Raw genomic sequence first — 26,106 nt, forward strand, 5'->3', positions numbered from 1 at the left:
TTAAGTGGATAGCATTAGGGAGGTGCAACATGAATCAGCAAGGTGTATTTACAGATTACTTTCATGAAGTAGAAAATTGGTGTGAAAGTGTTCTTCACGTATTAGATAGTCGCGCAATGGAAGTGTATGATGTCCATATGCTTGCTTATAAAATTCAGACGTTATTAGAGCGTATGAAAGAGCATGAGTATGAAACAGATGCAGAGTTTATGTATGAAATAAGCGATGATGTAGAACATATTCAGCATCACTTGCAGGAAGTATTTATGCAAGAAGAAGAGGAATATGAATTATATGAAAGAGGGGATAGTGAACGAGCTGTCCCAATTGGAGGACATACACTCCCGCCATTACCTTATCCATATAATGCGTTAGAACCGTATATTTCTAAAGAAATTATGATGTTACATCATGATAAACATCATCGGAGTTACGTGGAAGGATTAAATAAAGCAGAGAAGATGATGGAAGAAGCGAGAAAAACAAATAAATTTGATTTAATTAAGCATTGGGAAAGGGAAGCGGCTTTTCATGGGTCAGGTCATTACTTACACACGATATTTTGGAATAACATGAAAAAAGACGGTGGTGGAAGTCCAAGAGGAACTTTTTCACAACAAATTGAACAAGATTTTGGGAGCTTTTTACGTTTCCAAAAACATTTTACAGAAGCAGCCTCTAAAGTAGAAGGTTCAGGCTGGGCAATTCTCGTTTGGGTACCCCGGTCTGGAAGGTTAGAAATTTTGCAAAGTACACTTCATCAATTATTTACACAATGGGATACGATACCGCTCCTTGTACTAGATGTCTGGGAACATGCGTATTATTTACAATACCAAAATCGAAAAGATGAATATATTAAAAACTGGTGGAATGTTGTAAATTGGCCTGATGTAGAAAAAAGGTTTGAAACTGCGAAACAAATTGAATGGACACCATATTAGACGCAAATTCTCTGCGTCTTTTTTAATGGAAGTAGAAGGAAGATTTCGTTCATATTTTAAAAGGCCAAGCATACACTTGTACAAAAAGTGCCAAAAGGACGTGGGGGGAAATATGAGACGAATTTGTGTAATCATTACGCTTCTTATGATGTATGCAAGCGTTATGCCGATTCCTACATATGCAAAGATGAACAGCAATGTTAGTGCTCGAAATGCTGTATTAATGGAGCAACAGTCTGGTCGTGTATTATACGGAAAGGCAGAACATGAGCCTCAAAAAATTGCTAGTATAACAAAAATTATGACCGCCTTATTAGCTGCTGAATCAGGGAAGATGAAAGAAATGGTATCAGTTAGTAATGAAGCGGTGAGGGTGGAAGGATCGGCAATCTATTTAAAGCCTGGACAAAAAGTGAAGTTAGAAGATTTAGTATACGGACTCATGCTTAGATCTGGTAATGACGCAGCGCAAGTAATTGCTGAAAGTGTGGGTGGGAGTATAGATGGATTCGTATATTTAATGAATCAAAAAGCGAAAGAAATTGGAATGAAAGATACGCACTTCTCAAACCCTCATGGCTTAGATGGAGATGGATCACATTATTCGTCGGCTTACGATATGGCATTATTAACGAAATATGCAATGGGAAACGAGACATTTAAGAAAATCTTTGGAACCAAAACATATAAATCAGATTCTTGGGATTACCCGTGGAAAAATAAACATAAGCTGGTAACGTCTTATTATGAATTTGCAACAGGGGGAAAAACAGGCTTTACGAAGAAAGCTGGGCGAACGCTTGTTACAACGGCATCAAAAGGTGGACTAGATTTAATTGTCGTAACTTTGAGTGCCTCTAGTGATTGGGATGATCATATGAATTTGTTTGATAAAGGTTTTGACCGTTTCAAACAAACGAAAGTTTTAGGACAAGGAGCAATTGCTGAAATAAATGAAAAGAAGTATGCCAACCATGTTTATACGAAAAATAGTTTTTCGGTACCGTTAACTGAAGAAGAAAAAAAGAACGTAGTATTAAAAGTTGAACTCGATAAAAGTACAAAACTTACGGATGGAGTAAAGGTTGGGAAGACAGACATTTATGTTGGTAATGAAAAAGTTGGAGAACGGAATTTATTTTATAGTAAACGAAAGTTAGTAGCTACAACGGGACTTTACTGGAATAATGTGAAAGAAATTTTTTCTTACATGATAGGTGTTGGGAACGATGGTTAATCTCGTATGGGTAGCGATGGCTGTCATTGGGATTGTATACGCTATGATAAATGGAACGATGGAAGAAGTGAATAAAGCTGTATTTGACGGAGCAAAAGATGCGGTAACGATTTGTATAGGACTTATTAGTGTTTTAGTATTTTGGCTCGGTTTAATGAAAATTGCAGAGGAAGCCGGATTGTTAAAAAAATTAGTTACACTTTTTATGCCGATAGTAAAAAGGTTGTTTCCAGAAATACCAAAGGATCATCCGTCTATGGGATTTATTCTATCAAATATGATGGCAAACTTTTTTGGTCTAGGTAATGCAGCGACCCCTCTTGGTATTAAAGCGATGGAACAACTGAAAGAGTTAAATGGAGGAAAGGATTCGGCGAGCCGTTCTATGGTGACGTTTCTAGCATTAAATACATCAGCTATTACATTAATTCCTACGACAGTCATTTCCATTCGAATGACGTATGAATCAGCGAATCCTACTGAAATTGTTGGGGTAACATTTATTGCACAAGTACTTTCTATGATTGGGGCAATTTGGATTGACCGCTATTTTTACCGAAGAAGGAGTAGAAAGGGGCGGAAAAAATGAGCATTGTAAATACAATTTCCTTATGGGTAATCCCTTGTGTAATTGGTTTTATCCTTTTATATGGCACAATAAAGAAAGTGCCGACGTATGAATCGTTCGTTGAGGGAGGAAAAGAAGGGATTCAAATTGCAATTTCCATCTTACCGTTTATGGTTGGAATGCTTGTGTCTATTTCTATATTCCGGTCTTCAGGTGCGTTAGATGCAATGATATCGGTAATGAAGCCAATGTTAGATTTGATCCATGTTCCAGCAGAAATTGTACCCTTAGCACTTATACGCCCTATTTCAGGCTCTGCTGGTTTAAGTATTACGACCGATTTAATTGCAACATATGGGCCAGATTCGTTTATTGGGAGATTGGCTTCTACGATGCAAGGGAGCACAGATACGACTTTCTATATTTTAACTGTATATTTTGGAGCGGTTGGGATTAGAAAAATGGGGGATGCACTAAAAGTAGGACTTTTTGCAGATTTAATCGGGATTATATGCTCAATTGTGTTCGTTTCTTTATTGTTTCAGTAATACTATTCATTTTTTACGCTATTTCGCTTATAATACGTATACGACCACTATTAAGGTGTAGCTTAATAGTGGTTTTTTTATGTGGTATTTTTGACAAAATGATGAACTTTTATTGTGAGAAATATGAAAAATATGGACAATAATAAAGGGTAAAAACATGATTTGACCTTTATATGTTTATTATCATCGCTATGTTGTTTAAGTAAGATGAAGCGAATAGCCGTAAAGCGTATGCGGTTGCCAAGTCTTTCTAATGTAAGGTAAGATAAATTCGAGGTGAAAAAAAGAAATGGAACGATTACAAAAAGTGATTGCGCAAGCAGGTATTGCATCGAGAAGAAAGGCTGAGGAATTAATTCAGCAAGGAAAAGTGAAAGTTAATGGAAAAATAGTGAAAGAGTTAGGGACAAAAGTAACTCCTCAAGATAAAGTAGAAGTAAATAATATCCCTCTTGAAAAAGAAGAACCTGTTTATTTTTTACTATATAAACCAACTGGCGTAATTTCAAGTGTATCAGACGATAAAGGAAGAAGTGTTGTAACGGACTTTTTCCCGGAAATTACACAACGTTTATTCCCAATCGGACGCTTAGATTATGATACGTCTGGCGTATTATTAATGACAAACGATGGGGACTTCGCAAACGTATTAATGCATCCTAGATATAAAGTTGAAAAAACATATGTTGCAAAAATAAAAGGGCCATTAACAGGTGAGAAAATTCGCATGTTAGAACGCGGTGTTACGTTAGAAGACGGTAAAACAGCACCAGCACGTGTGAAAATTATTTCTTGGGACAAGCGTAAAGAGATGGCTATTGTACAATTAACAATTCATGAAGGACGTAATCGTCAAGTACGTCGTATGTTTGAAGCGTTAGACTGTAAAGTAGTGAAATTAAAACGTGAACGTTATGCTTTCTTAGAAGTAGGAAGCCTGCGACCTGGTGATGCGAGAGAATTGACACCACATGAGGTGAAACAATTACGCGCGCTTGCTTCTACAAAGCCAAGATAAGTTATAGAGTTAAAAATTCACCAGTGGAGTGCTCTGCTGGTGATTTATTCAATACAACATTTACAGAAGATAATACATAACATTTACCGAGGAGAGGAGAGGTAATATGAAGAAAAATCGCTTATTATTTCGCGTTATTATTCTACTCATTTTATGTGGTGCTGTAGGATTTACCCTTTATCAAGGATTCTTTGCTAATAAAGAGAAAATGCAAATCGGAAAAGAAGCACCTAACTTTATTGTGACGGATTTAGAAGGAAAGAAAATTGAACTAAAAGATTTAAAGGGAAAAGGTGTATTTTTAAACTTTTGGGGCACGTGGTGTAAACCTTGTGAAAAAGAAATGCCTTATATGAATGAATTATATCCAAAGTATAAAGAAAAAGGCGTTGAAATCATAGCGTTAGATGCAGATGAAACGGATATTGCAGTAAAGAACTTTGTGAACCAATATGGTTTGAAATTCCCAGTTGCCATTGATAAAGGACAAAAGATTATAGGAACATATGGAGTAGGTCCTTTACCGACAAGCTTTTTGATTGATAAAGATGGAAAAGTAGTGGAGCAAATTATAGGGGAACAAACGAAAGAACAGTTAGAAGGGTATTTAAAGAAAATTACTCCGTAATAAAGAAAGCCTTTACATAAGGGGTGCGTGTTTATAGTGCCTCTGGTTTAAAAATTCTGAGTATTGCGGTAACTTGAGGTTAGAATATACAATAGTACATATAGATACAGGGGCGGTGAGAGTGTTGAAAGAAATTAAATGTGAATGTGGACATGTTAATCCGATAGGAACCGTTTTTTGTGAAGCTTGCGGGAAACCATTTGAAAGCAATGAAAATGCAAAACTATTGGATATGCGCTATGAGGGGAGTGCACGGAGATCTCTCACGCAGACAAAAACGATAGTCGATAAAATTTGGAGCTTTTTCTCTTCTGTAAAAGTAGGTGTATGGCTAATCGTAATAACTTTAGCTGCATCAGCGATAGGAACTATATTTCCGCAAGAAATGTACATAACTCCAGGTATTGCACCAGCTGAATATTATAAACAAGAATATGGATTTTTAGGACAATTATACTATCAATTAGGGTTTAATAATTTATACGGTTCATGGTGGTATATGATTTTGATTGCTTCTATCGGTATTTCACTTGTGATATGTAGTTTAGACCGCGTTATTCCACTTTATAAAGCTTTAAAAAAGCAAGGCGTAAAAAGACATCCTAGTTTTTTAAAGAGACAGAGATTATATGGGACTGGTACACCGCAAGAAGGTGACCTGGAAAGAGTGCAAGAGAATTTAAAGAAAAGAAACTATAACGTGAAAGTGGAAGACGGAAACGTTTTAGCAGAAAAGGGACGCTTCTCGCGTTGGGGTCCATATGTAAATCATATCGGTCTTATTATCTTTTTATTCGGTGCGATGCTTCGTTTTTTACCGAGTATGTACGTAGACGAAGCACTTTGGTTACGTGACGGTGAAACGAAAGAAATACCAGGGACGGATGGACAATACTACTTAAAAAACGAGAAATTTATAAAAGAAGTTTATGATAAAAGTAAGGACAAGGAAGTTTTTGATGAAGCGATTGATCGTGTAGGCGATAAAATGATTGCGAAAAACTTCCAAACGAATGCCGTATTATATAAAGCAGTAGGAGAAAATATAGCAGGACAAAAACCGAAATTAGAAAAAGTAAAAGAAGCGGAAATTCGAGTGAATGAACCACTGAAATTTGATCAATTTGCAGTGTATCAAGTTTCTTATAAAGAAAGTGAATTTAAAAGTATGTCCTTTAACTTGCAAAATAAAGAAAATAATCAAAAGTGGGGACCAATTAAAGTAGATTTAACGAATCCTAAGGAAAAATATGATTTAGGAAATGGTTATTCTCTAGAACTATTAAGCTATTTTCCTGATTTTTATTTTGATGAGAATGGAAAACCAAATACAAAAACGAAATTACCAAACAATCCTGCATTTGTATTTAAAATGTTTACACCTGAAACACCAGATGGTGAAGTGAGTTTTGTTGGTATTCAGCAAAATATAGAACCAGATGGAAACAACAAATATAAAATGTCGTTTGCAGGTGTTGAAATGCAAAATGCAACAGCACTTACTGTAAGAAAAGATTTAACGCTTTGGATTCTCGGCATTGGAGGATTTATATTTATGGTTGGTGTCATTCAAGGTATGTATTGGAATCATCGCCGTATTTGGATACAACGTGTTAATGATGAATGGTGGATTGCAGGGCATACAAATAAAAATTGGTTCGGTTTAAAGAAAGATATTGAAAGAGTACTAGAAGGTACAGCAATTCCACAGCCAAATGATAAAGTAATTGATAAAAAAATTAGTTAAGGTGGGGAAACGATATGGTGCAAATAAGTAGTAACTTTCTCTTTACCGCATTTATTTTATATTTAATTGCCACTCTATTTTTCGGGGGAGCAATTAAAGAAAAGGGTCATAAATGGGCAAATGTAGGAATAACGATTACAATTTTAGGGTTTATTGCACAAACAGTATATTTTGTTACAAGGTGGATTGCATCAGGACATGCGCCAGTTAGTAACTTTTTTGAATTCGGTACATTTTTCGGCATGATGCTTGTAGGAGCATTTATTGTCATGTATTTTATGTACCGTGTAAGCATAATCGGACTATTTGCATTACCAGTTGCGCTTTTATTAATTGCCTATGCAAGTATGTTTCCGAGGGAAATATCTCCGCTTATTCCATCTTTAAAAAGTAATTGGTTACATATTCACGTGACGACGGCAGCAGCAGGACAAGCCATTTTAGCGATTAGTTTTATTACAGGTGTTATGTATTTATTGAAAAATGTAGATCAATCGACGAGAAGTAAACGTACATTTTGGCTAGAGACGGTAGTATTTACACTTGTTTGTACAGTTGGATTTATTGGAGTAACAACGGTATTTTCTAGTATGAAATATGAAGCGAAGTTTCAATGGATTGATAAAACTGAACAACAAGTGGAAATGAAATACAATCTTCCGGCTTTAGTTGGACCGCACGAAGGGAAGTTACTGACAGAAAATAAATTAGAACCGGCAGTTGAAGTTCCAGCGATTGTAAATGCGAAAAAATTAAATACTGTTATTTGGTCAGTGTTAGTTGGAACATTACTGTATATTGTATTAAGACTTGTTTTACGGAAGCGAGTATCGGCGGCACTTCAGCCGTTAGTAAAGAATACGAATAGTGATTTACTAGATGAAATCGGATATCGATCTATTGCAATTGGATTCCCAGTGTTCACATTAGGTGCATTAATTTTTGCGATGATTTGGGCACAAATAGCGTGGACACGTTTTTGGGGCTGGGATCCAAAAGAGGTTTGGGCACTTATCACTTGGCTCTTTTATGCGGCAGTATTACATTTACGCCTATCAAAAGGATGGCATGGAGAGAAGTCAGCTTGGCTTGCAGTAATTGGTTTTGCAATCATTATGTTTAACTTTATTGTAGTAAACTTAATTATTGCCGGTTTACATTCATATGCATAGAGAAATAAAATAGGGGAGTGCATGTCACTTTCCTATTTTATTTTTGTCAACTTTTCTTCTTTTTTGAGAAAAACATGACAAAGTAGCGGTTGATTTTGTAAAATGATGTCGAGGACATTATATGCTGTTCAAAAAAAATACATAGTTTTGGAAAAAAATTGAACAAAATTTATTATTCTTGTGAAGCATAATATGGGAAGTGAAACATTTAGAAGATTGCTTAAATAAACGAGAATAGCGCAACATAATAGTTAAAGAAGGGTAGGTGTGAACCGCTGAGGTGAGAGTGCGCAGCGGGTAGAGATGGAAAATGAATCAAGAATTTTAATTGTAGATGATGAGGATCGTATTCGTCGTTTATTGAAAATGTACTTAGAAAGAGAACAATATACGATTGAAGAAGCAGATAATGGTGATACAGCTTTAGAAATGGCGTTGCAAAATGATTACGATTTAATCTTATTAGATCTTATGATGCCTGGTAAAGATGGCATTGAAGTATGTAAAGGGGTTCGTGAGAAGAAAGCGACACCAATTATTATGCTGACAGCAAAAGGTGAAGAAGTAAATAGAGTACAAGGATTTGAAGTTGGAACAGATGATTATATTGTAAAGCCATTTAGTCCACGTGAGGTCGTACTACGTGTGAAAGCGGTATTACGTCGTGCTGTACCAACAACATTCTTTACACAAGATACAACGACAAAAGATGTTACTGTATTCCCGCACTTAACAATTGATAACGATGCACACCGTGTTACTGCAGATGGTAATGAAGTAAACTTAACGCCGAAAGAATATGAGTTACTATTATTTTTAGCGAAAGCTCCTGATAAAGTATTCGATCGTGAGCAACTGTTAAAAGAAGTATGGCAATATGAATTCTTCGGAGATTTACGTACAGTTGATACACATGTAAAGCGTTTACGTGAGAAGTTAAGCAAAAAATCACCAGATGCAGCGAAAATGATCGTTACTGTTTGGGGTGTAGGTTACAAATTTGAGGTTGTGAACGACTGATGCTTTGGAGAAGTGTAGTAGGGAAGTTATGGATGACCATATTACTTCTCGTTTCGTTTGTTCTTGGATTTGTTGCGATTTTACTTTCACAGTTTTTTAGAACGTATTATGTTGATATGAGTGAAGCTAGGCTTCAAAAAGTTGCAACAAGTGTTTCAGAGTTAATTGAAGAAGGTGCCGATGTAAAAACGATTGAGAATATCGCTTACAAATTCTCTGACCCACTTTCAAGGATTATTATTGTAGAAGATGGTAAAGAAATCTCTTCTTCACCGAAACAAGAAGGGTTAGTCACTCTTACAATGGATGACTTAAAAGAAGATAAAGAATTAGCGGCTGTGTTTACAGACAAAAAAGAAATTAAGAATAATATTAGAAAAGCGTCTAATAGTAGGAAGAATAAAAACACCGAAAATGATATTATGATCGTCGGAAAACCAGTGCAATCAAAAAATCAAAGTGCAGTGTTCGTATATGAATCTTTACAAGTACCGATACAAGGTATGGAAAGAACAACTGATTTTATTTTCTTATCGGCTGGAATTGCGATTATATTAACAACCTTCTTTGCCTTCTTCTTATCTACTCGGATTACAGCACCGCTTCGTAAAATGCGTGAGGTTGCTTTTGAAGTGTCACGTGGGAAGTTTGATGCAAAGGCTCCTATGGTATCTCAGGATGAGATTGGTGAGCTTGCAACGGCCTTAAATCAAATGGGAAAACAGTTGAAGTTTAATATGAACGCCTTGCAACAAGAAAAAGAGCAGTTAGCAAGTATTTTGAGTAGTATGGCAGATGGGGTTATTACGTTAAATCAAGAAGGTGAAGTCGTTGTAATCAATCCGCCGGCCGAACATTTCTTACAAGTTTGGCAAGAAGAAAAAGAGATAGAGCTCAGTAAAAAACTACCTTCTGAACTTGTGGAATTATTCCATCTCGTTGTAGAAAGCGAACAACAACAAGTTGTTGAAATTAATTTACAAAAAGGAAACTATGTAGTTCTTATGACGCCGCTTTACAATCAAACGAAAATTCGTGGAGCTGTAGCAGTGCTGCGAGATATGACGGAAGAACGTCGTCTTGAAAAGATGCGTCAAGATTTTATTGCGAATGTATCACATGAACTTCGTACACCAATGGTCATGCTGCAAGGGTATAGTGAAGCGATTTTAGATGATATTGTGCAAACGAAAGAGGAAATAGATGAGTTTGTTCAAATTATTTATGATGAATCTGTTCGTTTAGGTAAACTTGTAAATGAATTGTTAGATTTAGCTCGTATGGAAAGCGGTCATGTAGAGTTACATATTGGTGAAGTGGATATACATCCGTTTGTTGAAAAAATTGGTCGTAAATTCCAAGGGATTGCAAAGGATAAAGAGGTCGCGTTAACGGTTGATTTCAAAGGTCCAATTGAACAATACCCGTTTGATGCAGATCGTATGGAACAAGTATTGACGAATTTAATTGATAACGCAATACGTCATACGAATGCAGGCGGACATGTAACGCTTGTAATTGATACGAAAAATAACGGTCTTATTTTTGAAGTACAAGATTCGGGTGCAGGCATTCCAGAAGAAGATATTCCATTTTTATTTGATCGTTTCTATAAAGCTGATAAAGCAAGAACACGTGGGAAAAAGGGTGGAACAGGACTCGGGCTTGCGATTGCGAAAAATATTGTTCAAGGCCATGATGGTAAAATTTCTGTATCAAGTGTTGTTGGAGAAGGAACTACATTCTCTGTATATTTACCGAATCGTATAATTTAGATATGCGTTTTTAAAGTTGATAATGAATAAAGTTCTGCTGTTTTTTATTTTTTTGTAAACTCAATTAAATAAAGAATGGTAGAACTTTTTTCTATGTTGCTCGAATAAAGAATAATAAGAGAGGTGCTGTGAAGAAATGAAATTATATACAAAAACAGGAGATAAAGGAACGACAAGTGTAATAGGTGGCAGGGTTGATAAAGATGATATCCGTGTGGAAGCGTATGGAACAATAGACGAGGCAAATTCTCATATTGGATATGCAATGACTAAGCTTCAAGGCGGGGCTTTTATAGATATTTACAATGAGCTCGAAAATATTCAACATGAACTATTTGATTGCGGAGGAGACTTGGCAATAGTGGAACAAAAAATTCCTTATAAAGTGACAATTGTGATGGTTGAAAGTTTAGAAAGAAAGATTGATTTATATATAGAAGAAGCCCCGCCACTAGAACGCTTTATTTTGCCAGGTGGTAGCGAGGCAGCGGCTACTATTCATATTGCACGTACTGTTGTAAGGAGAGCAGAACGCTCTATAGTATCATTGCAAAAAGAAGTGAAAATAAATGAAGTTGTATTAAAGTATGTAAATAGATTATCTGATTATTTGTTTGCGATAGCTCGAGTAATAAATGCCCGATTACAAGTGAAAGATGTGGAGTATAACCGTAGTGCATTAGTTTTTCGTGATAAGAAAGAGAAGGAAGTGGAGTAATTCACTTTCTTTTTTGTATACTTTTTTCTGTAATATACCAAAATAGAGAAGGTATGGTGGTAATTAGAAAACGGAGGATGTATATGAAAGTTTTAAAATGCGGTGTCATGTTATTGAGTATACTGTTTGTATCTCAATTACATGTTTATGCAGAAGAAAATCGATGGACATGGCCTGTTGAAGGTCAGATAAGTGATTATTTTGGGACAAGGCATGGAAAACACTATGGTATTGATGTAGCTGCGCCGATTGGAACGCCTGTGGCAGCTATCCAAGATGGTAAGGTAACGAGGTCTTATTATTCAAGTAGTTATGGAAATGTTGTATTTATTAAACACGGAGAATATGAGGCTGTATATGCACATTTAAATAAGAGATATGTGGATCAAGGAGATTATATTTCCAAAGGAGAAAAAATTGGAGAAGTAGGGAACACGGGAGAATCGCGAGGTGCGCACTTACATCTAGAACTTCATCAAGGAAGATGGACGATGGCGAAAAAGAATGCGATGAACCCATTGCTTGTTTTAAGTGAACAAAGAAATGAAGTTGTTTCTTCGTCATTATATGTCGTACAAAAAGGGGATACTTTAGTTAGTATTGCACGGAAATTTAGTATGACACTTAAGGAAATTAAAGAAAAAAATGGATTGCAGCAAGAGCTAATTTATCCTAATCAACAATTATATGTTAAGTAAAGGAAACGCTTCAAAAATTAAACTTTGAACAAATTTATGTTCTTCTTAAATAAGATTCAATGTAAATGAAATTATATGGGCGCTTTTGCTAGAACTATTGAGTGAATCAGAGCATCTATATCTAAAAGAAAACCGTCCCAAAATTTATTTTGGGACGGCTTCTTTTACCAAAAAATAAAGACACATATAAATCCAGAAATAGCTAAATAGCTATATAAGTAAAAAACTTTTGTTCTTGTTTTCTCTTTTGTTCGAAACAGTACGATAGTCGGTTCAATTAAACCGATTGTCAAACAAAGTAGGCCAAGAAGCATACAACCAATCGAGATAGAATACAGGGCGATTTGTGGTGCTTGAAATGGAATCATCCATTTTAATAAAAATGCAATAAGTGCAGTGTAACAAATACTACCGATGTATTTATTCAGTGGTGTATTAGAACGAAAACCAGGAAGTTTTTTTAAGAAAGAGCGGGAAACAACTTCTGTTTGTAAAGATGTATGCTCTTCAATAATTTTTTGAGCTTCTTTTCCTTTTTGAAAAAGAGATAAGATCCAATTTCGCTCACCCTGAAAAATAAATTGAGAAGTTGTCAAATAGTGATCAATCTTCACTTTATTCCAACTCTTCCACGGATGACGCTCACACAATTTTAATTTACTTTCTGTTTTTTTATCATACTGATAAATACTGATGCCATCTTCATCGAAAGTAGCATAGTATGTCTCGTTTGAGAATGTGCCTAAATCAATTGGGCAGTAGAAAAGTAATTCTTTTTTTAAGTAAAAGTATTCTTTTCTTAAGTTTTTTTTCATTGCTTCTCGAATAGAATGTCTCTTGTCTTTTTTCATGACATTTCCTCCATAACTCAGAAAATGTTCTTATCTTAACAATTCAATATCTTATCACTTTTAATTATATATGACTAGGTAATTCAAAAGAGAAATGCCGAATAATAAAAAATATGGATTGTATTGTAAAATATCTCGCAATTTATTTGTTGTTACGAAAAATAAATAACTAATTTTAAATAAGTTACAATTTTTTAGTTCACAATGTTATGAGGTTGTTGTATAATGAAGGGGAAAATAGAATATCGGTCTATCTTCGGGGCAGGGTGAAAATCCCGACCGGCGGTGATGAACTATTTATGATTTTGTTCTAAGCCCGCGAGCCGTTAAGGCAGGATTTGGTGTGATTCCAAAGCCGACAGTATAGTCTGGATGGGAGAAGATGGAGGTTCAAGCGTTCAAAAAAGATATGGATTTGAACGTCTGTTTGATGTGCCTTAAATTCTCCCTTTGTGTAAAACACAAAGGGTTTTTTCGTTCTATGAAAAAATAGGCATAGCAGAACCTTTCCACTTTCCATGAGATGATCGATGGAAAAGGAGAGAGAAAGATGAAACAAAAAAACAGTGTAGTGCAGATGGTGAGTGTAGCGATGCTAAGTAGTATTGCATATTTACTAATGATGTTGGATTTCCCGTTCCCAGGGCTTCCGCCATTTTTGAAAATTGATTTTAGTGATGTACCAGCTCTAATTGCGGCAATTATCTTTGGACCAGTAGCAGGAGTGATTGTAGAGGCGATAAAGAACATTTTACATTACGGGATTCAAGGAAGTTTAACGGGAGTACCAGTTGGAGAAATTGCAAACTTTATTGCAGGATGTTTATTTATTGGGCCAGCAGCTTTCTTATTTAGAAAGTATCGTACTGTGAAGAGTTTAACTACAGGATTAATGCTAGGGACAATTACAATGGCACTTATTATGAGTGTATTAAACTACATCATCATATTCCCGGCGTACACTTGGTTTTTAAATTCACCAGCTATGTCTAGCGAAGCTATAAAAACAACGGTTGTAACGGCAATCTTACCATTTAATTTAATTAAAGGGATTGTTGTAACAATTGTATTTGTAGCATTATTTTCACGCCTGAAAGTATGGGTGTTTGCAAAAATGAAAAATGCATAATATATACTAAAACCATTAGTAGTGTGAAACTACTAATGGTTTTTTATTAAGGAAAATAAAATTTAGATACAAAAAACGCCCCTCATCAATAGGAGGGGCGTTTTTTGAAGTTAATAAAAGACTATTCGAATTTTAAAGCGTCTCCGTCGAATGATTCGTCAGCAACTTTAATTGAGTCAGTTGGACAGCCTTCGAATGCATCCATCATATCTTCAATTAATACATCTGGAATTTCAACGATACCTTGGTTATCATCTAATGTTACAAATGCAATACCTTCATCATCATAGTCATAAATGTCTGGTGCAGCAGCGCCACAAGCACCACATGCAATACAAGTATCTTTATCAACGATTGTATATTTTGCCATCTTTTTTCCCTCCTGATAATATGTATGTGAAAAGCTCGCCATAAAAATTATAACCTTATTGTAAAACGGTTTGTAAAACTTTTCAACATAAAATTATAATGATAATGCTTATCAATTAGAGTGTCAACTTATTTTTGAATTATGTCATAAGATTTTCAAAATACGTAAATATGATTTCGTTTGATACAATAGAATATATACAAGTATATAGTTCTTATATGATAAGTTTAATGAGCGACAGTAGATAGTGTAATTGTACTGAAAAGAATGAAGTTAAGATTGGAAGGTGGAAGCGGTCATGCAAATACAATATACTTTGTTGCATTGTTTAAAACAATTGAATGGTGAAAGAACCGTTTCTTCTATTTATTATTTACTAAAGGGCAAACGTTCTTCGCAAACTTTACAAGATGGAAATATGTTCCGAATTTCTTTTTTGTTCGGAATATATAAATCATTAAATAGAAATGACTATGATGGTGAAGTTGCAAAGTTGTTGCAAGCGGATTTTATTCAAGAAATACATGAAAATACATATGTGTTAACACCTACGGGTAAAATGCAGTTACATAAATGGGAGGAAGTTTATGCTTTTCCGGCGCATTTGCATGGTTTACATTATGGTGAATTAGGTGAAACATTTTGGAAAAGATTATCATTAATTATTCAAACCATATCAAATTTACAACAGAATAATACGAGATTTATTCCAATTCAGCAAGATACAGAAATAATGATGTGGGTGAAACGTTTTCTAACAGGAAGGCCATATAAGAGAAGTGAGTTGGCGAGAAAACTATGGACGGAAGTACATAATCTTTTAGAAAAGAGTAATGCGATAGAAGCGACGATTGTAACATATCGATTAACGGGTTATGAACGCATTGGTTGTACATTGCAACAATTAGCAGAAATTACGAAACAAGATATATTCAGGGTGTATTTTTTATTTTGGGGTACAATACATTTCTTTATACAAGAAGTTCGTGATAAAGAAAATGAATTTCCACTATTAGCTGAAATTATATCTTATCCAAATGAGAGAGCTGAATTATTTAGTTTATCCACGAAAAAAACATATAATTTTTGGAGACAAGGACGTTCTTTAGAAGAAATAGCGACGATTCGGAATTTAAAGGTTGCAACGATAGAAGATCATTTTGTTGAAATTGCTTTGCGAGAAAAAGATTTTTCTATTGAAATGTTTATGGAAAAAGAAAAGATAGACAAAGTAATAAAAGTAATTGAAGCATTGCAAACGCGGAAGTTACGTGTTTTGAAACAAGCGGTTGGAGAAGATATCTCTTATTTTGAAGTTCGTCTTGTATTAGCGCGGATGGAGGGTGTAAATGAAACTTGAAGAATATTTATATAAGTGGTTTGGATATTCTGAATTTCGTCCAGGTCAAAAAGGAGTAATTACAGATTTATTAGAAGGAAAAGATGTGATAGCAATGCTTCCGACTGGAAGAGGGAAATCTATGTGCTATCAGTTTCCGGGGCTTATGCGAGAAGGAACAGTGCTTGTTGTATCACCGTTATTATCTTTAATGGAAGATCAAGTGACACAATTAAAGTATGTTGTGAAAAACCGAGTGATAGCATTTAATAGTTTTCGGACATTAAATGAAAAAAGAGAAGCGATGAAAAAATTATCTTCATATAAATTTATTTTTGTTTCACCAGAGATGTTGCAGTCGGAGTTATTAATTAGGGAATTGAAGAAAATTCATATTTCATTATTTGTTGTTGATGAGGCTCATTGTATTTCTCAATGGGGTTATGATTTTAGACCGGACTATAAAAAACTAAATGTAGTTATTGAAAATATTGGTTCTCCTACAGTATTAGCATTGACAGCCACAGCGACAAAAGGGGTACTGCAGGATATCGCAGATAGTTTAAATTTAAAGGGTGCCGCGGAACATGTATACTCTATTGATCGTCCTAATATTGCAATGGATGTGCAATTTGTAGAGACGATAGAAGAAAAGAAAGAGGCGCTTTTAGAGCAGGTGATGTATTTACAAGGGCCGGGGATTGTATATTGCTCAAGTAGAGCGTGGACAGAAAGGTTAACGGAATACTTGAGAGGGAAAGGTGTTACTGGTGTAGCTTTTTATCATGGTGGTATGGAACATGAAGAGCGTATGTTAATTCAACAGCAGTTTATGAACGATCAATTGCAACTTGTAATATGCACAAGTGCATTTGGTATGGGGGTAAATAAGGCGAATACGCGATATATTATTCATTTTCATTATCCAACTAATATAGCCTCTTACTTACAAGAAATCGGAAGAGCTGGAAGAGATGGCGAACCGAGTATAGCTATTTTATTATGTAGTCCGTTGGATCATGATTTACCAATTTCAATCATTGAGGATGAATTGCCAAGTAAGTCACAAATAAAATTTTTATTTTCTTTACTACAAGAAAGAATATTTCAAACGAAGGAATTACCAATAGAAGATGTAGAAGAAATTTGTTATAATGCAGCAAGATTTAATGAGCAATATTGGCGTTTCGTTCGTTATCATCTCGAACAGGTTGGAATTATACAACAACGAAGATTATTGTTAGAAGGTTTGTCAGATGAAATCATGAACCGATTAATAGCTGAAGTAGAAATAAGGTTGCGTAATAAATATAGTGAGCTAGAAAATATGAAGTCATGGATACAAGTTAAAGGGTGTAGACGTGAATATGTGCTGCAACAGTTCGGTTATAGGAAAGAGCAAGAGTTAATTAATTGCTGCGATTATTGCGGTATTACCAAAGAAGATTATAAAAAAAGACGAGCGCAACAATCGGATTTCGACTATAATTGGGAAACAGAGTTACAAAAGCTTTTCGGCCTAGAAAAGATGGAGGAATGATGAACATTCAAAGGCATAATGTTGAAGATATGAGTCCGCAGGAAATAAGGCTGAATCTATATATAACACAGTTAATTATTATCGGTATTGGCTGTTTACTGGCATATATATTATTTCAAGATGTAAAAGAAGTCTTTAATTTATGGAAATGGGAACCAGTATCTATACTTATTATAGGTGGTTTGTTAGCGATTGGTATTGTGTTATTAGATTATGTTGCAATGCGAGTGTTTCCGGAGTCATGGTTTGATGATGGTGGTATTAACGATAAGATGTTTCGAGGAATGTCCGTTCTACACTTACTCGTTATTACGTTCTTGATTGGTTTTGCAGAAGAATTTTTATTTAGAGGTGTAGTACAGACTCATTTTGGAATTGTAATTGCGAGCTTCGTATTTGCAGTGTTACATATTCGTTATATAACAAAGCCATTTTTATTTTGTTTCGTCTGTTTCATTAGTTTTGTCTTTGGTTATGTATTTGAATGGACAGGAAATTTGTTTATAACAATCTTTGCACACTTTCTTGTTGATTTTATAATGGGACTCCAATTAAGAAAATAAATGGAAGGTGGTGGTGAACAACATGAGGAAACGAATTCCTGATTTTGAAGAGGAATTAGAAGTTGAGCGAGTGGAAGAAAAAGAAAGTTTACCGCCGCGTAGTGAAATTCATAGAAATAAAGAGAAAAAACAAAAGTTTAAAATAAATCACATTTTCGTCCGGGTTTTAACATTTCTATTCATTCTTCTGCCGATTAGTATTTTGTGGTACACGGATAAATATATTCAGGTGAAGGGTGATAGTAATAATGCTGGAAAAAGTGCGTTTGAAGTAATCTTCTTTGATTCAGCTAAATCTGAGTCGCAGAAACATTCTGAAAAAGTAATAACGCATACTGTGAAAGAGGGAGAAACTTTAGAAAGTATAGCGAAGCAATATTTTTCAGATGGAAATGGAATTGAAGTAATTAAAAAGTATAATAACTTGCAGGAAGATGAAGTGAGTGCAGGTCAAGAATTAAAAATTCCGATAAAAGATAAGTCCACAAAGCAAGAAAGCTAGCGAGTTAAGCGATCACAGTTTGTTATAAAAGCCTAGGATTATCTCTATGAGGAGGGAGTCAAAAATATGATATGGATTATATTATTCAGTACTCTCATAGGCATGGGGATTTTATTACTTTTTGTGATGTATAAAGAAGCGATGCGTAATACGGTGTTGGAACATACTTTAGTATTTAAAGAATTTCCGAAAAGTTTTCAAAAAGTAAATGTGTTTTTTATTTCTGATATTCATAGAAGGGTCATTTCGAATTTGTTAATTGAACAAGTAAAAGGAAAAGTAGATCTCGTAATTATCGGAGGAGATTTAGCAGAGAAAGGTGTCTCTTTATCAAAAATCTCTGCGAATATTCAAAAGTTAAGAGAGATAGGTCCTGTATATTTTGTGTGGGGAAACAATGATTATGAGATAGAATATCATGAATTAGATGCGTTATTATTAGAAAATAACGTAAAAGTTTTAGATAATACAAGAGTGGTATTTGAGTCTGAATTAGGAGAGAAAATTTGTTTGCTCGGTATAGATGATGTTGGATTGCACCGTGATCGTCTAGATTTGGCATTGGCGGATTGTAAAGAAGAGGGTTTTCGTATCCTAGTTAGTCACAACCCTGATATAATAAAAAAAATGTCTGGAAATGAACAGATTTCACTTGTGTTAAGTGGACATACGCATGGAGGACAAATCCGATTATTCCCATCTAAAAAATATTTAAAAGGTGGCGTATATAACCATTTGAATACGATTCTCTTTGTTAGTAATGGGTATGGAACAACATTGATACCACTTCGTTTCCGAGCACCTGCTCAAACACATATCATTACATTGTGCGGAGGGAAATGATGCCAACTCTTAGTGGGAAATATAATATAAAAGCCGTTTCGAATATAATTGGAGTTCAGCCGAGTACGCTTCGTGCATGGGAAAGACGATATCAAATTATTGCCCCAAAGCGGAATCAAGCTGGGCATCGCTTATATACAGAAGAGCATATTCAAATTTTAAAATGGTTAATGGAAAAAGTTTCTTCCGGTATGATGATTGGACAAGCAGTTCAGTTATTAGAAGAGAATCGTTTGCAGAGTACAGTTCAAAAAGAGATACATTTCGATAAAGAAGTTGTTTTAGTGGACGATTTGCTACAAGCTTTGTTAAAATTTGATGAAATTACAATTGCTGCATTATTAAACGAAGCTTTTAGTATATATTCAACAGAAAAGGTTGTTGCCAGTATCGTTCTTCGAGTGACAGACAAATTATTAACGTCAAAAAATAATAATGAGATTTCAATGGTGCAATTTCAATATGCACTATCATTTTTACAAACGCGTCTAGGGATGGTGTATCACAATGCCTCAATGTTTTCCTCTTTATACAAAGTTATTGTGTTAGAAAAGGATGCATTGAAAGGATTTATTTTTTCAACTTATTTACGCTTAAAAGGATATGAGGCGATATATATTAGGACAAGCTTAGCTGAAGATGGTATGTTATCAGCGGTAGAGGAAATACAGCCGAAATATGTATTTATATCTTTTGCTGACGAACAAGAAATGAAAAAGACGATGAACTTTATAAATTTATTACAAGAAAAAAGGGAATCTCTTTCTGTTGGATTTATCGGAAAGCTAGGCGTTCTAAACCAGTTGGACATTGAAACAATCTTAATTGGTGATACGAAAGAAGAATGGGATGGATGGTTAAAAATGTCGGAATAGTTGTTCGAAAAGAACCATCTATTTTCTATTTCATATAATAAAAATTAGATGCATTGGTTACGTAGGGAGGGTATGAGATGAGGCTGGAACGATTAAATTACAATAAGATAAAAATTTTTCTAACATTTGATGATTTATCTGAACGAGGATTAACGAAAGAAGATTTATGGAGAAATGCACCGAAAGTACAGCAATTATTTCGTGATATGATGCAAGAAGCAAATAAGGAATTAGGGTTTGAAGCAGATGGTCCGATTGCAGTTGAAGTGTTTTCTCTACAAGCACAAGGGATGGTTGTAATTGTAACGAAAGAAAATCAAGAAATGGATACAGATGATGAGTTCCGTGACGAGTTTATTGAAATGCAAGTGACTCTAGATGAAAGTGAGCATATATTATATGAGTTTGCTACGCTAGATGACGTAATTAACCTGTCGAATCGCTTATATAACCTTGGTGTAACTGGCGGAAAGCTATATACGTGGGATGAGCGCTTCTATCTTTGGGTGGAAGAAGAGGAACAAATTCAATTGTTAAAGGCGGATTTTATAGCTATTTTAGCGGAATACGGTAATCCGTCTACAGCAACCATTTATCGCATCATGGAGTACGGTAAAGAATTAATGGATGTTAACGCGATAGAACAAATACACAATTACTTTGTGAAAAAACAAAACCTCAGCTAATACAACATAGCTGAGGTTTTGTTTTTATTTGGAGAAGGGAAGGGATGATTGTAAATACTCGAACATACTTTTTGAAAATAAAATATGCAGTTTTATGGGAGTGTGGTTGATGAAAATAAAAAATATTTAAATATTTAAGTATTTTACTTTTCTAAAAGTAATAAAAGGACTATAATAATAGTGAAAACGCTTGCAACAGAAAATAGTTTGTATATATTTGTTAGCGTTTTCTATTGCATTCCAAATTTAAGGGTGTATACTAGGCAATGAAGGTTTACTAAACAAGTGAAATTACAGGGGGTTTACTTACTATGGTAGCCGAAAAGGGAACTCAAACAAAAACACAACAACAAAGGGAACAACATTTTGAACTATTGAATTCAACACAAATTGTTATTAGTGAAGCGTTAGAAAAATTGGGTTATCCAAACGAAGTATATGAATTATTAAAAGAACCAATTCGTATGATGACAGTGAAAATACCAGTTCGTATGGATGACGGGACTGTTAAAATATTTACAGGATATCGTGCGCAACATAATGATGCTGTTGGTCCAACGAAAGGTGGAATTCGCTTCCATCCGAATGTAACAGAAAATGAAGTGAAAGCACTTTCAATCTGGATGAGTTTAAAATGTGGTATTGTTGATTTACCATATGGTGGAGGTAAGGGTGGAATTATCTGTGATCCACGTGAAATGTCATTCCGTGAGTTAGAAAGATTAAGCCGCGGTTATGTACGAGCAATTAGCCAAATCGTAGGTCCGACGAAAGATATTCCAGCTCCAGATGTATTCACAAACTCTCAAATTATGGCGTGGATGATGGATGAGTATAGCCGTATTGATGAATTTAATTCACCAGGATTTATTACAGGTAAACCGCTTGTATTAGGTGGATCACATGGACGTGAAACAGCAACAGCGAAAGGTGTAACAATTTGTATTCGCGAAGCTGCTAAAAAACGTGGTATTGATATTAAGGGTGCACGCGTTGTTGTTCAAGGATTCGGTAATGCTGGTAGCTTCTTAGCTAAATTTATGCATGATGCAGGTGCGAAAGTTATTGCAATCTCAGATGCTTACGGCGCGTTACATGATCCAAACGGATTAGATATTGATTATTTATTAGACCGTCGTGATAGCTTCGGTACAGTAACAAAGCTATTTAACAATACAATTTCAAACAAAGAATTGTTAGAACTTGATTGCGATATTTTAGTACCAGCTGCAATTGAGAACCAAATTACAGAAGAAAATGCTAATGATATTAAAGCAAAAATCGTTGTTGAAGCTGCAAATGGTCCAACAACATTAGAAGCGACTAAAATTTTAACAGATCGCGGAATTTTGCTTGTTCCAGACGTGTTAGCAAGTGCTGGTGGTGTAACAGTATCTTACTTTGAGTGGGTACAAAACAACCAAGGTTACTACTGGACTGAAGAAGAAGTAGAACAACGTTTAGAAAAAGTAATGGTAAGATCATTTGATTCTATTTATGAAACAGCACAAGTTCGTAAAGTGAACATGCGCTTAGCGGCGTACATGGTTGGTGTTCGTAAAATGGCTGAAGCAAGCCGCTTCAGAGGTTGGGTATAAAATATTATATCTTGAGAAAACGTGATTTCCTTTCGAGGGAATCACGTTTTTTTGTTGAAGTATTAAATGAGGTGTTGTATATGGAGAATGAAATGCTGGAACGAGTAGAACAATTAGAAGAGAAGGTTAAGAGGTTAGAGGGAGAACTTGCAAGAACGATGAAAGCTCGAAAAATAAGTACCGTTCGGATGTTCGGGGAAGGGCTACTGTTTTTGGTATTTGGTGTGGTTGTAGTAGGGCCGATTATTGCCGTTGTAATCTCGATTTTTACTTGGCTTGCTGAAAAATAAAATAAAATAAAAATAAAAAGAACGCTTGTTCTATGCGAACAAACGTGCTATACTCTCCTTAGATAAACAAAACGGAAATGATTTTAAGGAGAGATAAATGATGAAAATGACAGTAGACCAAAGATTTATGATGCCAGCAGATGTTGTAGAGCGAGTGGAAGTATTACGAAACAAACAAAGCAAGCGTGGCACATTATTACAATCGGTAAATAAATTTTTCGGTTTAGATACGAAAGAAGATTGTGTTTGGTTTTACGGTTTTTATGGAGTGGCTGTAAGTATCTTGTTGTTTATGGTGTTCACTTCAAATATTTTCGATTTTCTCTTCGCGTAAGAAATATGCGATAAGGACATTGCTACCGAATACATATATAAGGAAGTAAGGTAATCTTCTAGAGCGGGAGTTGGTAGCAATGGCGATGTTTCCTATAGAGCGCAACTATATTGGATATGGAAGTTCACGACCGGGGATTCCTCTGACTAAAGTGAGATTTATTGTAAGCCATGATACGGGGAATCCTGGAAGCAATGCGATAGGGAATCGAGATTACTTTAATGAATTACAACCGAAAGCTTCGGCGCATACATTTATAGATGATAAAACAATATTGGAGATTATTCCTATAAATGAAGTTGCGTATCATGTTCGATATGGTGTGCCGACGGATAATGACTTATATGGCTATGACGCGAATAAGGCGGCCATTGGAGTGGAACTTTGTTATGGTGGTGATGTTAACTTTTGGGAAGCATATAATCGTTTTACATGGTATCATGCGTATTTATGCCAAAACTTTGGCTTAAATCCGAAAAAAGATATCGTGTCACATAAAACGCTTGATCCAGCTAGAAAGATTGATCCTGAGAATGTATTAGGGAAACAAGGTATTAAATTTCAGCAGTTTTTAGCAGATGTCTATCGGATGTACGTTTCGTTTAGATGACAAATATATGAAAAATGAATACAATAAAGATAGGTGCCTACTGCTGTAAGTAGGTTTTTTCTTGTTTTTATAAATAGTGTATTGGTAGAAGACTAGGAGTGGACGAGTATGCAGAAAGAAACAGTTATTATAATCGGAGGCGGTCCGTGCGGATTAGCGGCTGCAATTTCGTTGCAAAAGGTAGGGATAAATCCGTTAGTAATTGAAAAAGGAAACATTGTAAATGCCATTTATAATTATCCAACTCATCAAACATTTTTCTCTTCTAGTGAAAAATTAGAAATTGGTGATGTAGCTTTTATTACAGAAAATCGTAAGCCAGTTCGAAATCAAGCGCTTGCGTATTATCGTGAAGTAGTAAGACGTAAATCTGTACGTGTAAATGCTTTTGAGCGAGTGGAGAAAGTTCAAAAAGATGGAGAAGCTTTTCAGGTTGAGACGACAAAGCGTGACGGAAGTAAGGAAATATATATAGCGAAATATATTGTTGTAGCAACTGGATATTATGATAATCCAAATTATATGAATGTTCCAGGTGAGGAATTGAAGAAAGTAGCTCACTATTTTAAAGAGGGGCATCCTTATTTTGATCGAGATGTAGTAGTTATAGGTGGGAAAAACTCGAGTGTAGATGCCGCGTTAGAACTTGTTAAATCTGGTGCACGTGTAACGGTACTGTATCGTGGAAGTGAGTATTCACCAAGCATAAAGCCTTGGATTTTGCCGGAATTTGAGGCGTTAGTACGAAATGGTACAATTCAAATGCATTTTGGGGCTCATGTGAAAGAAATTACTGAGCATACATTAACGTTTACAGTTGATGGTGAAGCTCTTACAATCAAAAACGATTTTGTATTTGCGATGACTGGTTATCATCCTGATCATAGCTTCTTAACGAAGATGGGTGTTCAGATTGATGAAGAAACAGGACGTCCAATTTATACAGAGGATAGAATGGAAACGAATGCTGAAAATATTTTCATTGCAGGTGTCATTGCTGCTGGAAATAATGCAAATGAAATATTTATCGAGAACGGAAGATTTCATGGAGATGCGATTGCGCAAACCATTGCATCAAGAGAAAAATAAAAAGGAGCTGTCGGGAAAACCTCGACAGCTCCTTTTTATTCGTGCATAAACATATTTTGAATGGATTCATGAGAATTTGTATTCTCTAATGCAACAAGTAATTTAATGCGTGCTTTTTGTGCATTTAAGCCGTATGTGAATACAATGCCCATATCTTTTAAGTGTTTACCGCCACCTTCATACGAATATACGTCTTGAACGATACCGTTGAAACAGCGAGAAACTAATACGACAGGAATACCTCTATTTAATAATCTTTCTAGACTAGGTAGTGTTCTTGGAGGGAGATTACCTTGTCCAAGAGCTTCGATAACAATGCCGTCTACAGGAAGATTTTCGATTGCTGCTAATAATGTATCATCCATGCCAGCATATGCTTTTAGAACAACTACATTTTTAGACACTTTGTTTATCGTATATGTTTCGTGATGTACTAAAGCGTGATGGAAGACAACGCCGCGTTTTGTTACCATTCCAATTGGTCCGTATTGTGGGCTTTGGAATGTTGCAACATTACTTGTATGTGTTTTCGTTACATTTGTAGCGCAATGAATTTCGTCGTTTAATACGACTAAAACACCTTTTTCTGCAGCTTCATCACAACTAGCAACTTTTACAGCTGATAAGAAGTTATATAGACCATCAGCACCTAACTCATTGCTAGAGCGCATTGCACCTGTCACTACGATCGGAATAGTTGCTTGTACTGTTAAATCTAAGAAATAAGCTGTTTCTTCTAATGTATCCGTGCCATGCGTAATGACTACGCCATGAATGTTGTCTTGTTTTACTCTTTCATCAATGATGACTTGTAATTGTAACATTTCGCTCGGTGTCATATGAGGAGATGGTAGGTGGAACACATCTTCAACGATTAAATCAACATCGCCTTCTAAATCAGGAATGAATTTTAAAAGAGGATTTTTTTCACCTGGTTGTACGACCCCAGTTTCTTTATCTTCCTCCATTGCAATTGTTCCACCTGTGTGTAAAACTAGGATTCTTTTCAATGCTTATACCCCTTTCAAGTAAAAAAATACATTTAGAACATAACATGTTTTGAGTAAATTCGACAATGGAAATGTATAAAAGTATGCCTCGAAAATGACAATAAAATTAACTGCTATATGTACGATGTATAAAATCATGAAACGAAATGTGCAAATATAGTATAGGAGGGAAGAATTCCGGTGAAAAAGATGGAGAGAATTTTTATTCGTATATTAATAATACAATTCATTTGTCTTTCTGTTGTGCAATTGTTATTTATACATAAGTCATCAGTGAAATATTTATCTAAAATTGTTTATTATGAGGGTGTCATGGTAAAAAACAAAGTGGAAATCTTGCAGGTGAATAGGTAGTTTTCATTTTCTTCTATGAAGGATTATGCTACAATAATTGAGGATTTAAT

The 26,106-nt window shown here is 35.1% G+C and carries 29 protein-coding genes and 1 riboswitch; of the genes, 26 read left to right on the forward strand and 3 right to left on the reverse strand.

Annotated elements, in window-relative coordinates:
* The first annotated feature begins 29 nt into the window (after positions 1-29).
* The 12 genes from ACTFRM_RS03750 (at position 30) to ACTFRM_RS03805 (ending at position 12,073) form a co-directional block, all read left to right on the forward strand.
* Positions 30-944: a superoxide dismutase gene (locus tag ACTFRM_RS03750; protein WP_001075741.1), complete on the forward strand. Its 915-nt coding sequence runs from the start codon at positions 30-32 to the stop codon at positions 942-944.
* Between the two features lie 112 nt (positions 945-1,056).
* Positions 1,057-2,181: a D-alanyl-D-alanine carboxypeptidase DacB gene (dacB, locus tag ACTFRM_RS03755; protein WP_001252638.1), complete on the forward strand. Its 1,125-nt coding sequence runs from the start codon at positions 1,057-1,059 to the stop codon at positions 2,179-2,181.
* The gene (spmA, locus tag ACTFRM_RS03760; protein ID WP_000247811.1) at positions 2,174-2,770 is read left to right on the forward strand and encodes a spore maturation protein SpmA; all 597 of its coding nucleotides are present in this window, start codon (positions 2,174-2,176) and stop codon (positions 2,768-2,770) included. The genes dacB and spmA overlap by 8 nt, the downstream gene beginning before the upstream one ends.
* Complete coding sequence (gene spmB, locus ACTFRM_RS03765) at positions 2,767-3,297, forward strand: spore maturation protein SpmB (protein WP_000029514.1); 531 nt, start codon at positions 2,767-2,769, stop codon at positions 3,295-3,297. Before spmA ends, spmB begins: the two co-directional genes overlap by 4 nt.
* 289 nt (positions 3,298-3,586) lie before the next feature.
* Positions 3,587-4,315: a 23S rRNA pseudouridine(2605) synthase RluB gene (gene rluB, locus ACTFRM_RS03770; protein ID WP_000440556.1), complete on the forward strand. Its 729-nt coding sequence runs from the start codon at positions 3,587-3,589 to the stop codon at positions 4,313-4,315.
* 106 nt (positions 4,316-4,421) lie between these two features.
* Positions 4,422-4,943: a thiol-disulfide oxidoreductase ResA gene (gene resA, locus ACTFRM_RS03775; RefSeq protein WP_000742192.1), complete on the forward strand. Its 522-nt coding sequence runs from the start codon at positions 4,422-4,424 to the stop codon at positions 4,941-4,943.
* Positions 4,944-5,064: 121 nt separating this feature from the next.
* The gene (gene resB / locus ACTFRM_RS03780; protein ID WP_000910524.1) at positions 5,065-6,690 is read left to right on the forward strand and encodes a cytochrome c biogenesis protein ResB; all 1,626 of its coding nucleotides are present in this window, start codon (positions 5,065-5,067) and stop codon (positions 6,688-6,690) included.
* Positions 6,691-6,704: 14 nt separating this feature from the next.
* Complete coding sequence (gene resC, locus ACTFRM_RS03785) at positions 6,705-7,862, forward strand: cytochrome c biogenesis protein ResC (RefSeq protein WP_000250086.1); 1,158 nt, start codon at positions 6,705-6,707, stop codon at positions 7,860-7,862.
* A gap of 303 nt (positions 7,863-8,165) precedes the next feature.
* Positions 8,166-8,882 (forward strand): DNA-binding response regulator ResD, encoded by a 717-nt coding sequence (gene resD / locus ACTFRM_RS03790; protein ID WP_000426861.1) that lies wholly within the window; start codon positions 8,166-8,168, stop codon positions 8,880-8,882.
* Positions 8,882-10,657, forward strand: coding sequence for a sensor histidine kinase ResE (resE, locus tag ACTFRM_RS03795; RefSeq protein ID WP_000964677.1), 1,776 nt, complete (start codon positions 8,882-8,884; stop codon positions 10,655-10,657). The genes resD and resE overlap by 1 nt, the downstream gene beginning before the upstream one ends.
* A 136-nt stretch (positions 10,658-10,793) precedes the next feature.
* Positions 10,794-11,375, forward strand: coding sequence for a cob(I)yrinic acid a,c-diamide adenosyltransferase (locus ACTFRM_RS03800; RefSeq protein WP_000781268.1), 582 nt, complete (start codon positions 10,794-10,796; stop codon positions 11,373-11,375).
* An 83-nt stretch (positions 11,376-11,458) separates the two neighbouring features.
* Positions 11,459-12,073 (forward strand): peptidoglycan DD-metalloendopeptidase family protein, encoded by a 615-nt coding sequence (locus tag ACTFRM_RS03805; RefSeq protein ID WP_000866117.1) that lies wholly within the window; start codon positions 11,459-11,461, stop codon positions 12,071-12,073.
* Positions 12,074-12,237: 164 nt separating this feature from the next.
* Here the strand turns inward: ACTFRM_RS03805 and ACTFRM_RS03810 are convergent, their stop codons facing one another.
* Positions 12,238-12,924, reverse strand: coding sequence for a hypothetical protein (locus tag ACTFRM_RS03810; RefSeq protein WP_000710837.1), 687 nt, complete (start codon positions 12,922-12,924; stop codon positions 12,238-12,240).
* Between the two features lie 248 nt (positions 12,925-13,172).
* A riboswitch (FMN riboswitch) is annotated at positions 13,173-13,312 on the forward strand.
* Positions 13,313-13,474: 162 nt separating this feature from the next.
* Between ACTFRM_RS03810 and ACTFRM_RS03815 the strand changes: the two genes are divergently transcribed.
* On the forward strand, positions 13,475-14,053 hold the full coding sequence (locus ACTFRM_RS03815; protein ID WP_000810855.1) for an ECF transporter S component: 579 nt from the start codon (positions 13,475-13,477) through the stop codon (positions 14,051-14,053).
* A 121-nt stretch (positions 14,054-14,174) separates the two neighbouring features.
* Here the strand turns inward: ACTFRM_RS03815 and ACTFRM_RS03820 are convergent, their stop codons facing one another.
* Entirely contained in the window at positions 14,175-14,423 is a 249-nt protein-coding gene (locus ACTFRM_RS03820; protein ID WP_001151993.1) for a ferredoxin, read from the reverse strand.
* Positions 14,424-14,721: 298 nt separating this feature from the next.
* Here ACTFRM_RS03820 and ACTFRM_RS03825 point away from each other — a divergent pair, with 298 nt between their 5' ends.
* The 12 genes from ACTFRM_RS03825 (at position 14,722) to ACTFRM_RS03880 (ending at position 24,692) form a co-directional block, all read left to right on the forward strand.
* Complete coding sequence (locus ACTFRM_RS03825; protein WP_001167004.1) at positions 14,722-15,783, forward strand: helix-turn-helix domain-containing protein; 1,062 nt, start codon at positions 14,722-14,724, stop codon at positions 15,781-15,783.
* On the forward strand, positions 15,773-17,302 hold the full coding sequence (gene recQ / locus ACTFRM_RS03830; protein WP_000762973.1) for an ATP-dependent DNA helicase RecQ: 1,530 nt from the start codon (positions 15,773-15,775) through the stop codon (positions 17,300-17,302). Before ACTFRM_RS03825 ends, recQ begins: the two co-directional genes overlap by 11 nt.
* Positions 17,302-17,865 carry a CPBP family intramembrane glutamic endopeptidase gene (locus ACTFRM_RS03835; protein WP_001025780.1) on the forward strand — a complete coding sequence of 188 codons (564 nt, stop codon included), beginning with the start codon at positions 17,302-17,304 and terminating at the stop codon, positions 17,863-17,865. Before recQ ends, ACTFRM_RS03835 begins: the two co-directional genes overlap by 1 nt.
* Positions 17,866-17,887: 22 nt before the next feature.
* Complete coding sequence (locus tag ACTFRM_RS03840) at positions 17,888-18,367, forward strand: LysM peptidoglycan-binding domain-containing protein (protein ID WP_001231553.1); 480 nt, start codon at positions 17,888-17,890, stop codon at positions 18,365-18,367.
* 66 nt (positions 18,368-18,433) lie between these two features.
* A complete protein-coding gene (locus ACTFRM_RS03845; protein ID WP_000637793.1) occupies positions 18,434-19,210 on the forward strand; it encodes a metallophosphoesterase in 777 nt (258 codons plus the stop codon).
* The gene (locus ACTFRM_RS03850; RefSeq protein ID WP_001142720.1) at positions 19,210-20,085 is read left to right on the forward strand and encodes a MerR family transcriptional regulator; all 876 of its coding nucleotides are present in this window, start codon (positions 19,210-19,212) and stop codon (positions 20,083-20,085) included. Before ACTFRM_RS03845 ends, ACTFRM_RS03850 begins: the two co-directional genes overlap by 1 nt.
* A 77-nt stretch (positions 20,086-20,162) precedes the next feature.
* A complete protein-coding gene (locus ACTFRM_RS03855; protein WP_001235402.1) occupies positions 20,163-20,771 on the forward strand; it encodes a genetic competence negative regulator in 609 nt (202 codons plus the stop codon).
* Between the two features lie 311 nt (positions 20,772-21,082).
* On the forward strand, positions 21,083-22,369 hold the full coding sequence (gene gudB, locus ACTFRM_RS03860; protein ID WP_000225173.1) for an NAD-specific glutamate dehydrogenase: 1,287 nt from the start codon (positions 21,083-21,085) through the stop codon (positions 22,367-22,369).
* An 80-nt stretch (positions 22,370-22,449) separates the two neighbouring features.
* The gene (locus ACTFRM_RS03865) at positions 22,450-22,659 is read left to right on the forward strand and encodes a hypothetical protein (RefSeq protein ID WP_000426763.1); all 210 of its coding nucleotides are present in this window, start codon (positions 22,450-22,452) and stop codon (positions 22,657-22,659) included.
* Between the two features lie 97 nt (positions 22,660-22,756).
* Entirely contained in the window at positions 22,757-22,993 is a 237-nt protein-coding gene (locus tag ACTFRM_RS03870; protein WP_001983018.1) for a DUF3961 domain-containing protein, read from the forward strand.
* Positions 22,994-23,072: 79 nt separating this feature from the next.
* Entirely contained in the window at positions 23,073-23,603 is a 531-nt protein-coding gene (locus tag ACTFRM_RS03875; RefSeq protein ID WP_001240655.1) for a peptidoglycan recognition protein family protein, read from the forward strand.
* A gap of 108 nt (positions 23,604-23,711) precedes the next feature.
* Positions 23,712-24,692 (forward strand): YpdA family putative bacillithiol disulfide reductase, encoded by a 981-nt coding sequence (locus ACTFRM_RS03880; RefSeq protein WP_001168522.1) that lies wholly within the window; start codon positions 23,712-23,714, stop codon positions 24,690-24,692.
* Between the two features lie 35 nt (positions 24,693-24,727).
* Here ACTFRM_RS03880 and ansA read toward each other — a convergent pair whose 3' ends face one another.
* Complete coding sequence (ansA, locus tag ACTFRM_RS03885; RefSeq protein WP_000822010.1) at positions 24,728-25,702, reverse strand: asparaginase; 975 nt, start codon at positions 25,700-25,702, stop codon at positions 24,728-24,730.
* A 180-nt stretch (positions 25,703-25,882) separates the two neighbouring features.
* Between ansA and ACTFRM_RS03890 the strand changes: the two genes are divergently transcribed.
* Positions 25,883-26,056, forward strand: coding sequence for a YpfB family protein (locus ACTFRM_RS03890; RefSeq protein WP_000738057.1), 174 nt, complete (start codon positions 25,883-25,885; stop codon positions 26,054-26,056).
* Positions 26,057-26,106: the final 50 nt, after the last annotated feature.

Source organism: Bacillus cereus group sp. MYBK227-1, assembly GCF_051916325.1.
Taxonomy (GTDB): domain Bacteria; phylum Bacillota; class Bacilli; order Bacillales; family Bacillaceae_G; genus Bacillus_A; species Bacillus_A cereus.

Bases quoted from the DNA above. Each gene is read 5' to 3' on its own strand.
- ACTFRM_RS03865 (WP_000426763.1), top strand. From the start codon at position 22,450: ATGGAGAATGAAATGCTGGAACGAGTAGAACAATTAGAAGAGAAGGTT.
- ACTFRM_RS03815 (WP_000810855.1), top strand. From the start codon at position 13,475: ATGAAACAAAAAAACAGTGTAGTGCAGATGGTGAGTGTAGCGATGCTA.
- resD (WP_000426861.1), top strand. From the start codon at position 8,166: ATGGAAAATGAATCAAGAATTTTAATTGTAGATGATGAGGATCGTATT.
- recQ (WP_000762973.1), top strand. From the start codon at position 15,773: ATGAAACTTGAAGAATATTTATATAAGTGGTTTGGATATTCTGAATTT.
- spmB (WP_000029514.1), top strand. From the start codon at position 2,767: ATGAGCATTGTAAATACAATTTCCTTATGGGTAATCCCTTGTGTAATT.
- ACTFRM_RS03820 (WP_001151993.1), bottom strand. From the start codon at position 14,423: ATGGCAAAATATACAATCGTTGATAAAGATACTTGTATTGCATGTGGT.
- ACTFRM_RS03800 (WP_000781268.1), top strand. From the start codon at position 10,794: ATGAAATTATATACAAAAACAGGAGATAAAGGAACGACAAGTGTAATA.
- ACTFRM_RS03845 (WP_000637793.1), top strand. From the start codon at position 18,434: ATGATATGGATTATATTATTCAGTACTCTCATAGGCATGGGGATTTTA.
- ACTFRM_RS03750 (WP_001075741.1), top strand. From the start codon at position 30: ATGAATCAGCAAGGTGTATTTACAGATTACTTTCATGAAGTAGAAAAT.
- dacB (WP_001252638.1), top strand. From the start codon at position 1,057: ATGAGACGAATTTGTGTAATCATTACGCTTCTTATGATGTATGCAAGC.
- ACTFRM_RS03875 (WP_001240655.1), top strand. From the start codon at position 23,073: ATGGCGATGTTTCCTATAGAGCGCAACTATATTGGATATGGAAGTTCA.
- ACTFRM_RS03810 (WP_000710837.1), bottom strand. From the start codon at position 12,924: ATGAAAAAAGACAAGAGACATTCTATTCGAGAAGCAATGAAAAAAAAC.
- ACTFRM_RS03880 (WP_001168522.1), top strand. From the start codon at position 23,712: ATGCAGAAAGAAACAGTTATTATAATCGGAGGCGGTCCGTGCGGATTA.
- spmA (WP_000247811.1), top strand. From the start codon at position 2,174: ATGGTTAATCTCGTATGGGTAGCGATGGCTGTCATTGGGATTGTATAC.
- ACTFRM_RS03840 (WP_001231553.1), top strand. From the start codon at position 17,888: ATGAGGAAACGAATTCCTGATTTTGAAGAGGAATTAGAAGTTGAGCGA.
- ACTFRM_RS03850 (WP_001142720.1), top strand. From the start codon at position 19,210: ATGCCAACTCTTAGTGGGAAATATAATATAAAAGCCGTTTCGAATATA.
- resE (WP_000964677.1), top strand. From the start codon at position 8,882: ATGCTTTGGAGAAGTGTAGTAGGGAAGTTATGGATGACCATATTACTT.
- resC (WP_000250086.1), top strand. From the start codon at position 6,705: ATGGTGCAAATAAGTAGTAACTTTCTCTTTACCGCATTTATTTTATAT.
- ACTFRM_RS03835 (WP_001025780.1), top strand. From the start codon at position 17,302: ATGAACATTCAAAGGCATAATGTTGAAGATATGAGTCCGCAGGAAATA.
- gudB (WP_000225173.1), top strand. From the start codon at position 21,083: ATGGTAGCCGAAAAGGGAACTCAAACAAAAACACAACAACAAAGGGAA.
- rluB (WP_000440556.1), top strand. From the start codon at position 3,587: ATGGAACGATTACAAAAAGTGATTGCGCAAGCAGGTATTGCATCGAGA.
- ACTFRM_RS03855 (WP_001235402.1), top strand. From the start codon at position 20,163: ATGAGGCTGGAACGATTAAATTACAATAAGATAAAAATTTTTCTAACA.
- resA (WP_000742192.1), top strand. From the start codon at position 4,422: ATGAAGAAAAATCGCTTATTATTTCGCGTTATTATTCTACTCATTTTA.
- ACTFRM_RS03870 (WP_001983018.1), top strand. From the start codon at position 22,757: ATGATGAAAATGACAGTAGACCAAAGATTTATGATGCCAGCAGATGTT.
- ACTFRM_RS03805 (WP_000866117.1), top strand. From the start codon at position 11,459: ATGAAAGTTTTAAAATGCGGTGTCATGTTATTGAGTATACTGTTTGTA.
- ACTFRM_RS03825 (WP_001167004.1), top strand. From the start codon at position 14,722: ATGCAAATACAATATACTTTGTTGCATTGTTTAAAACAATTGAATGGT.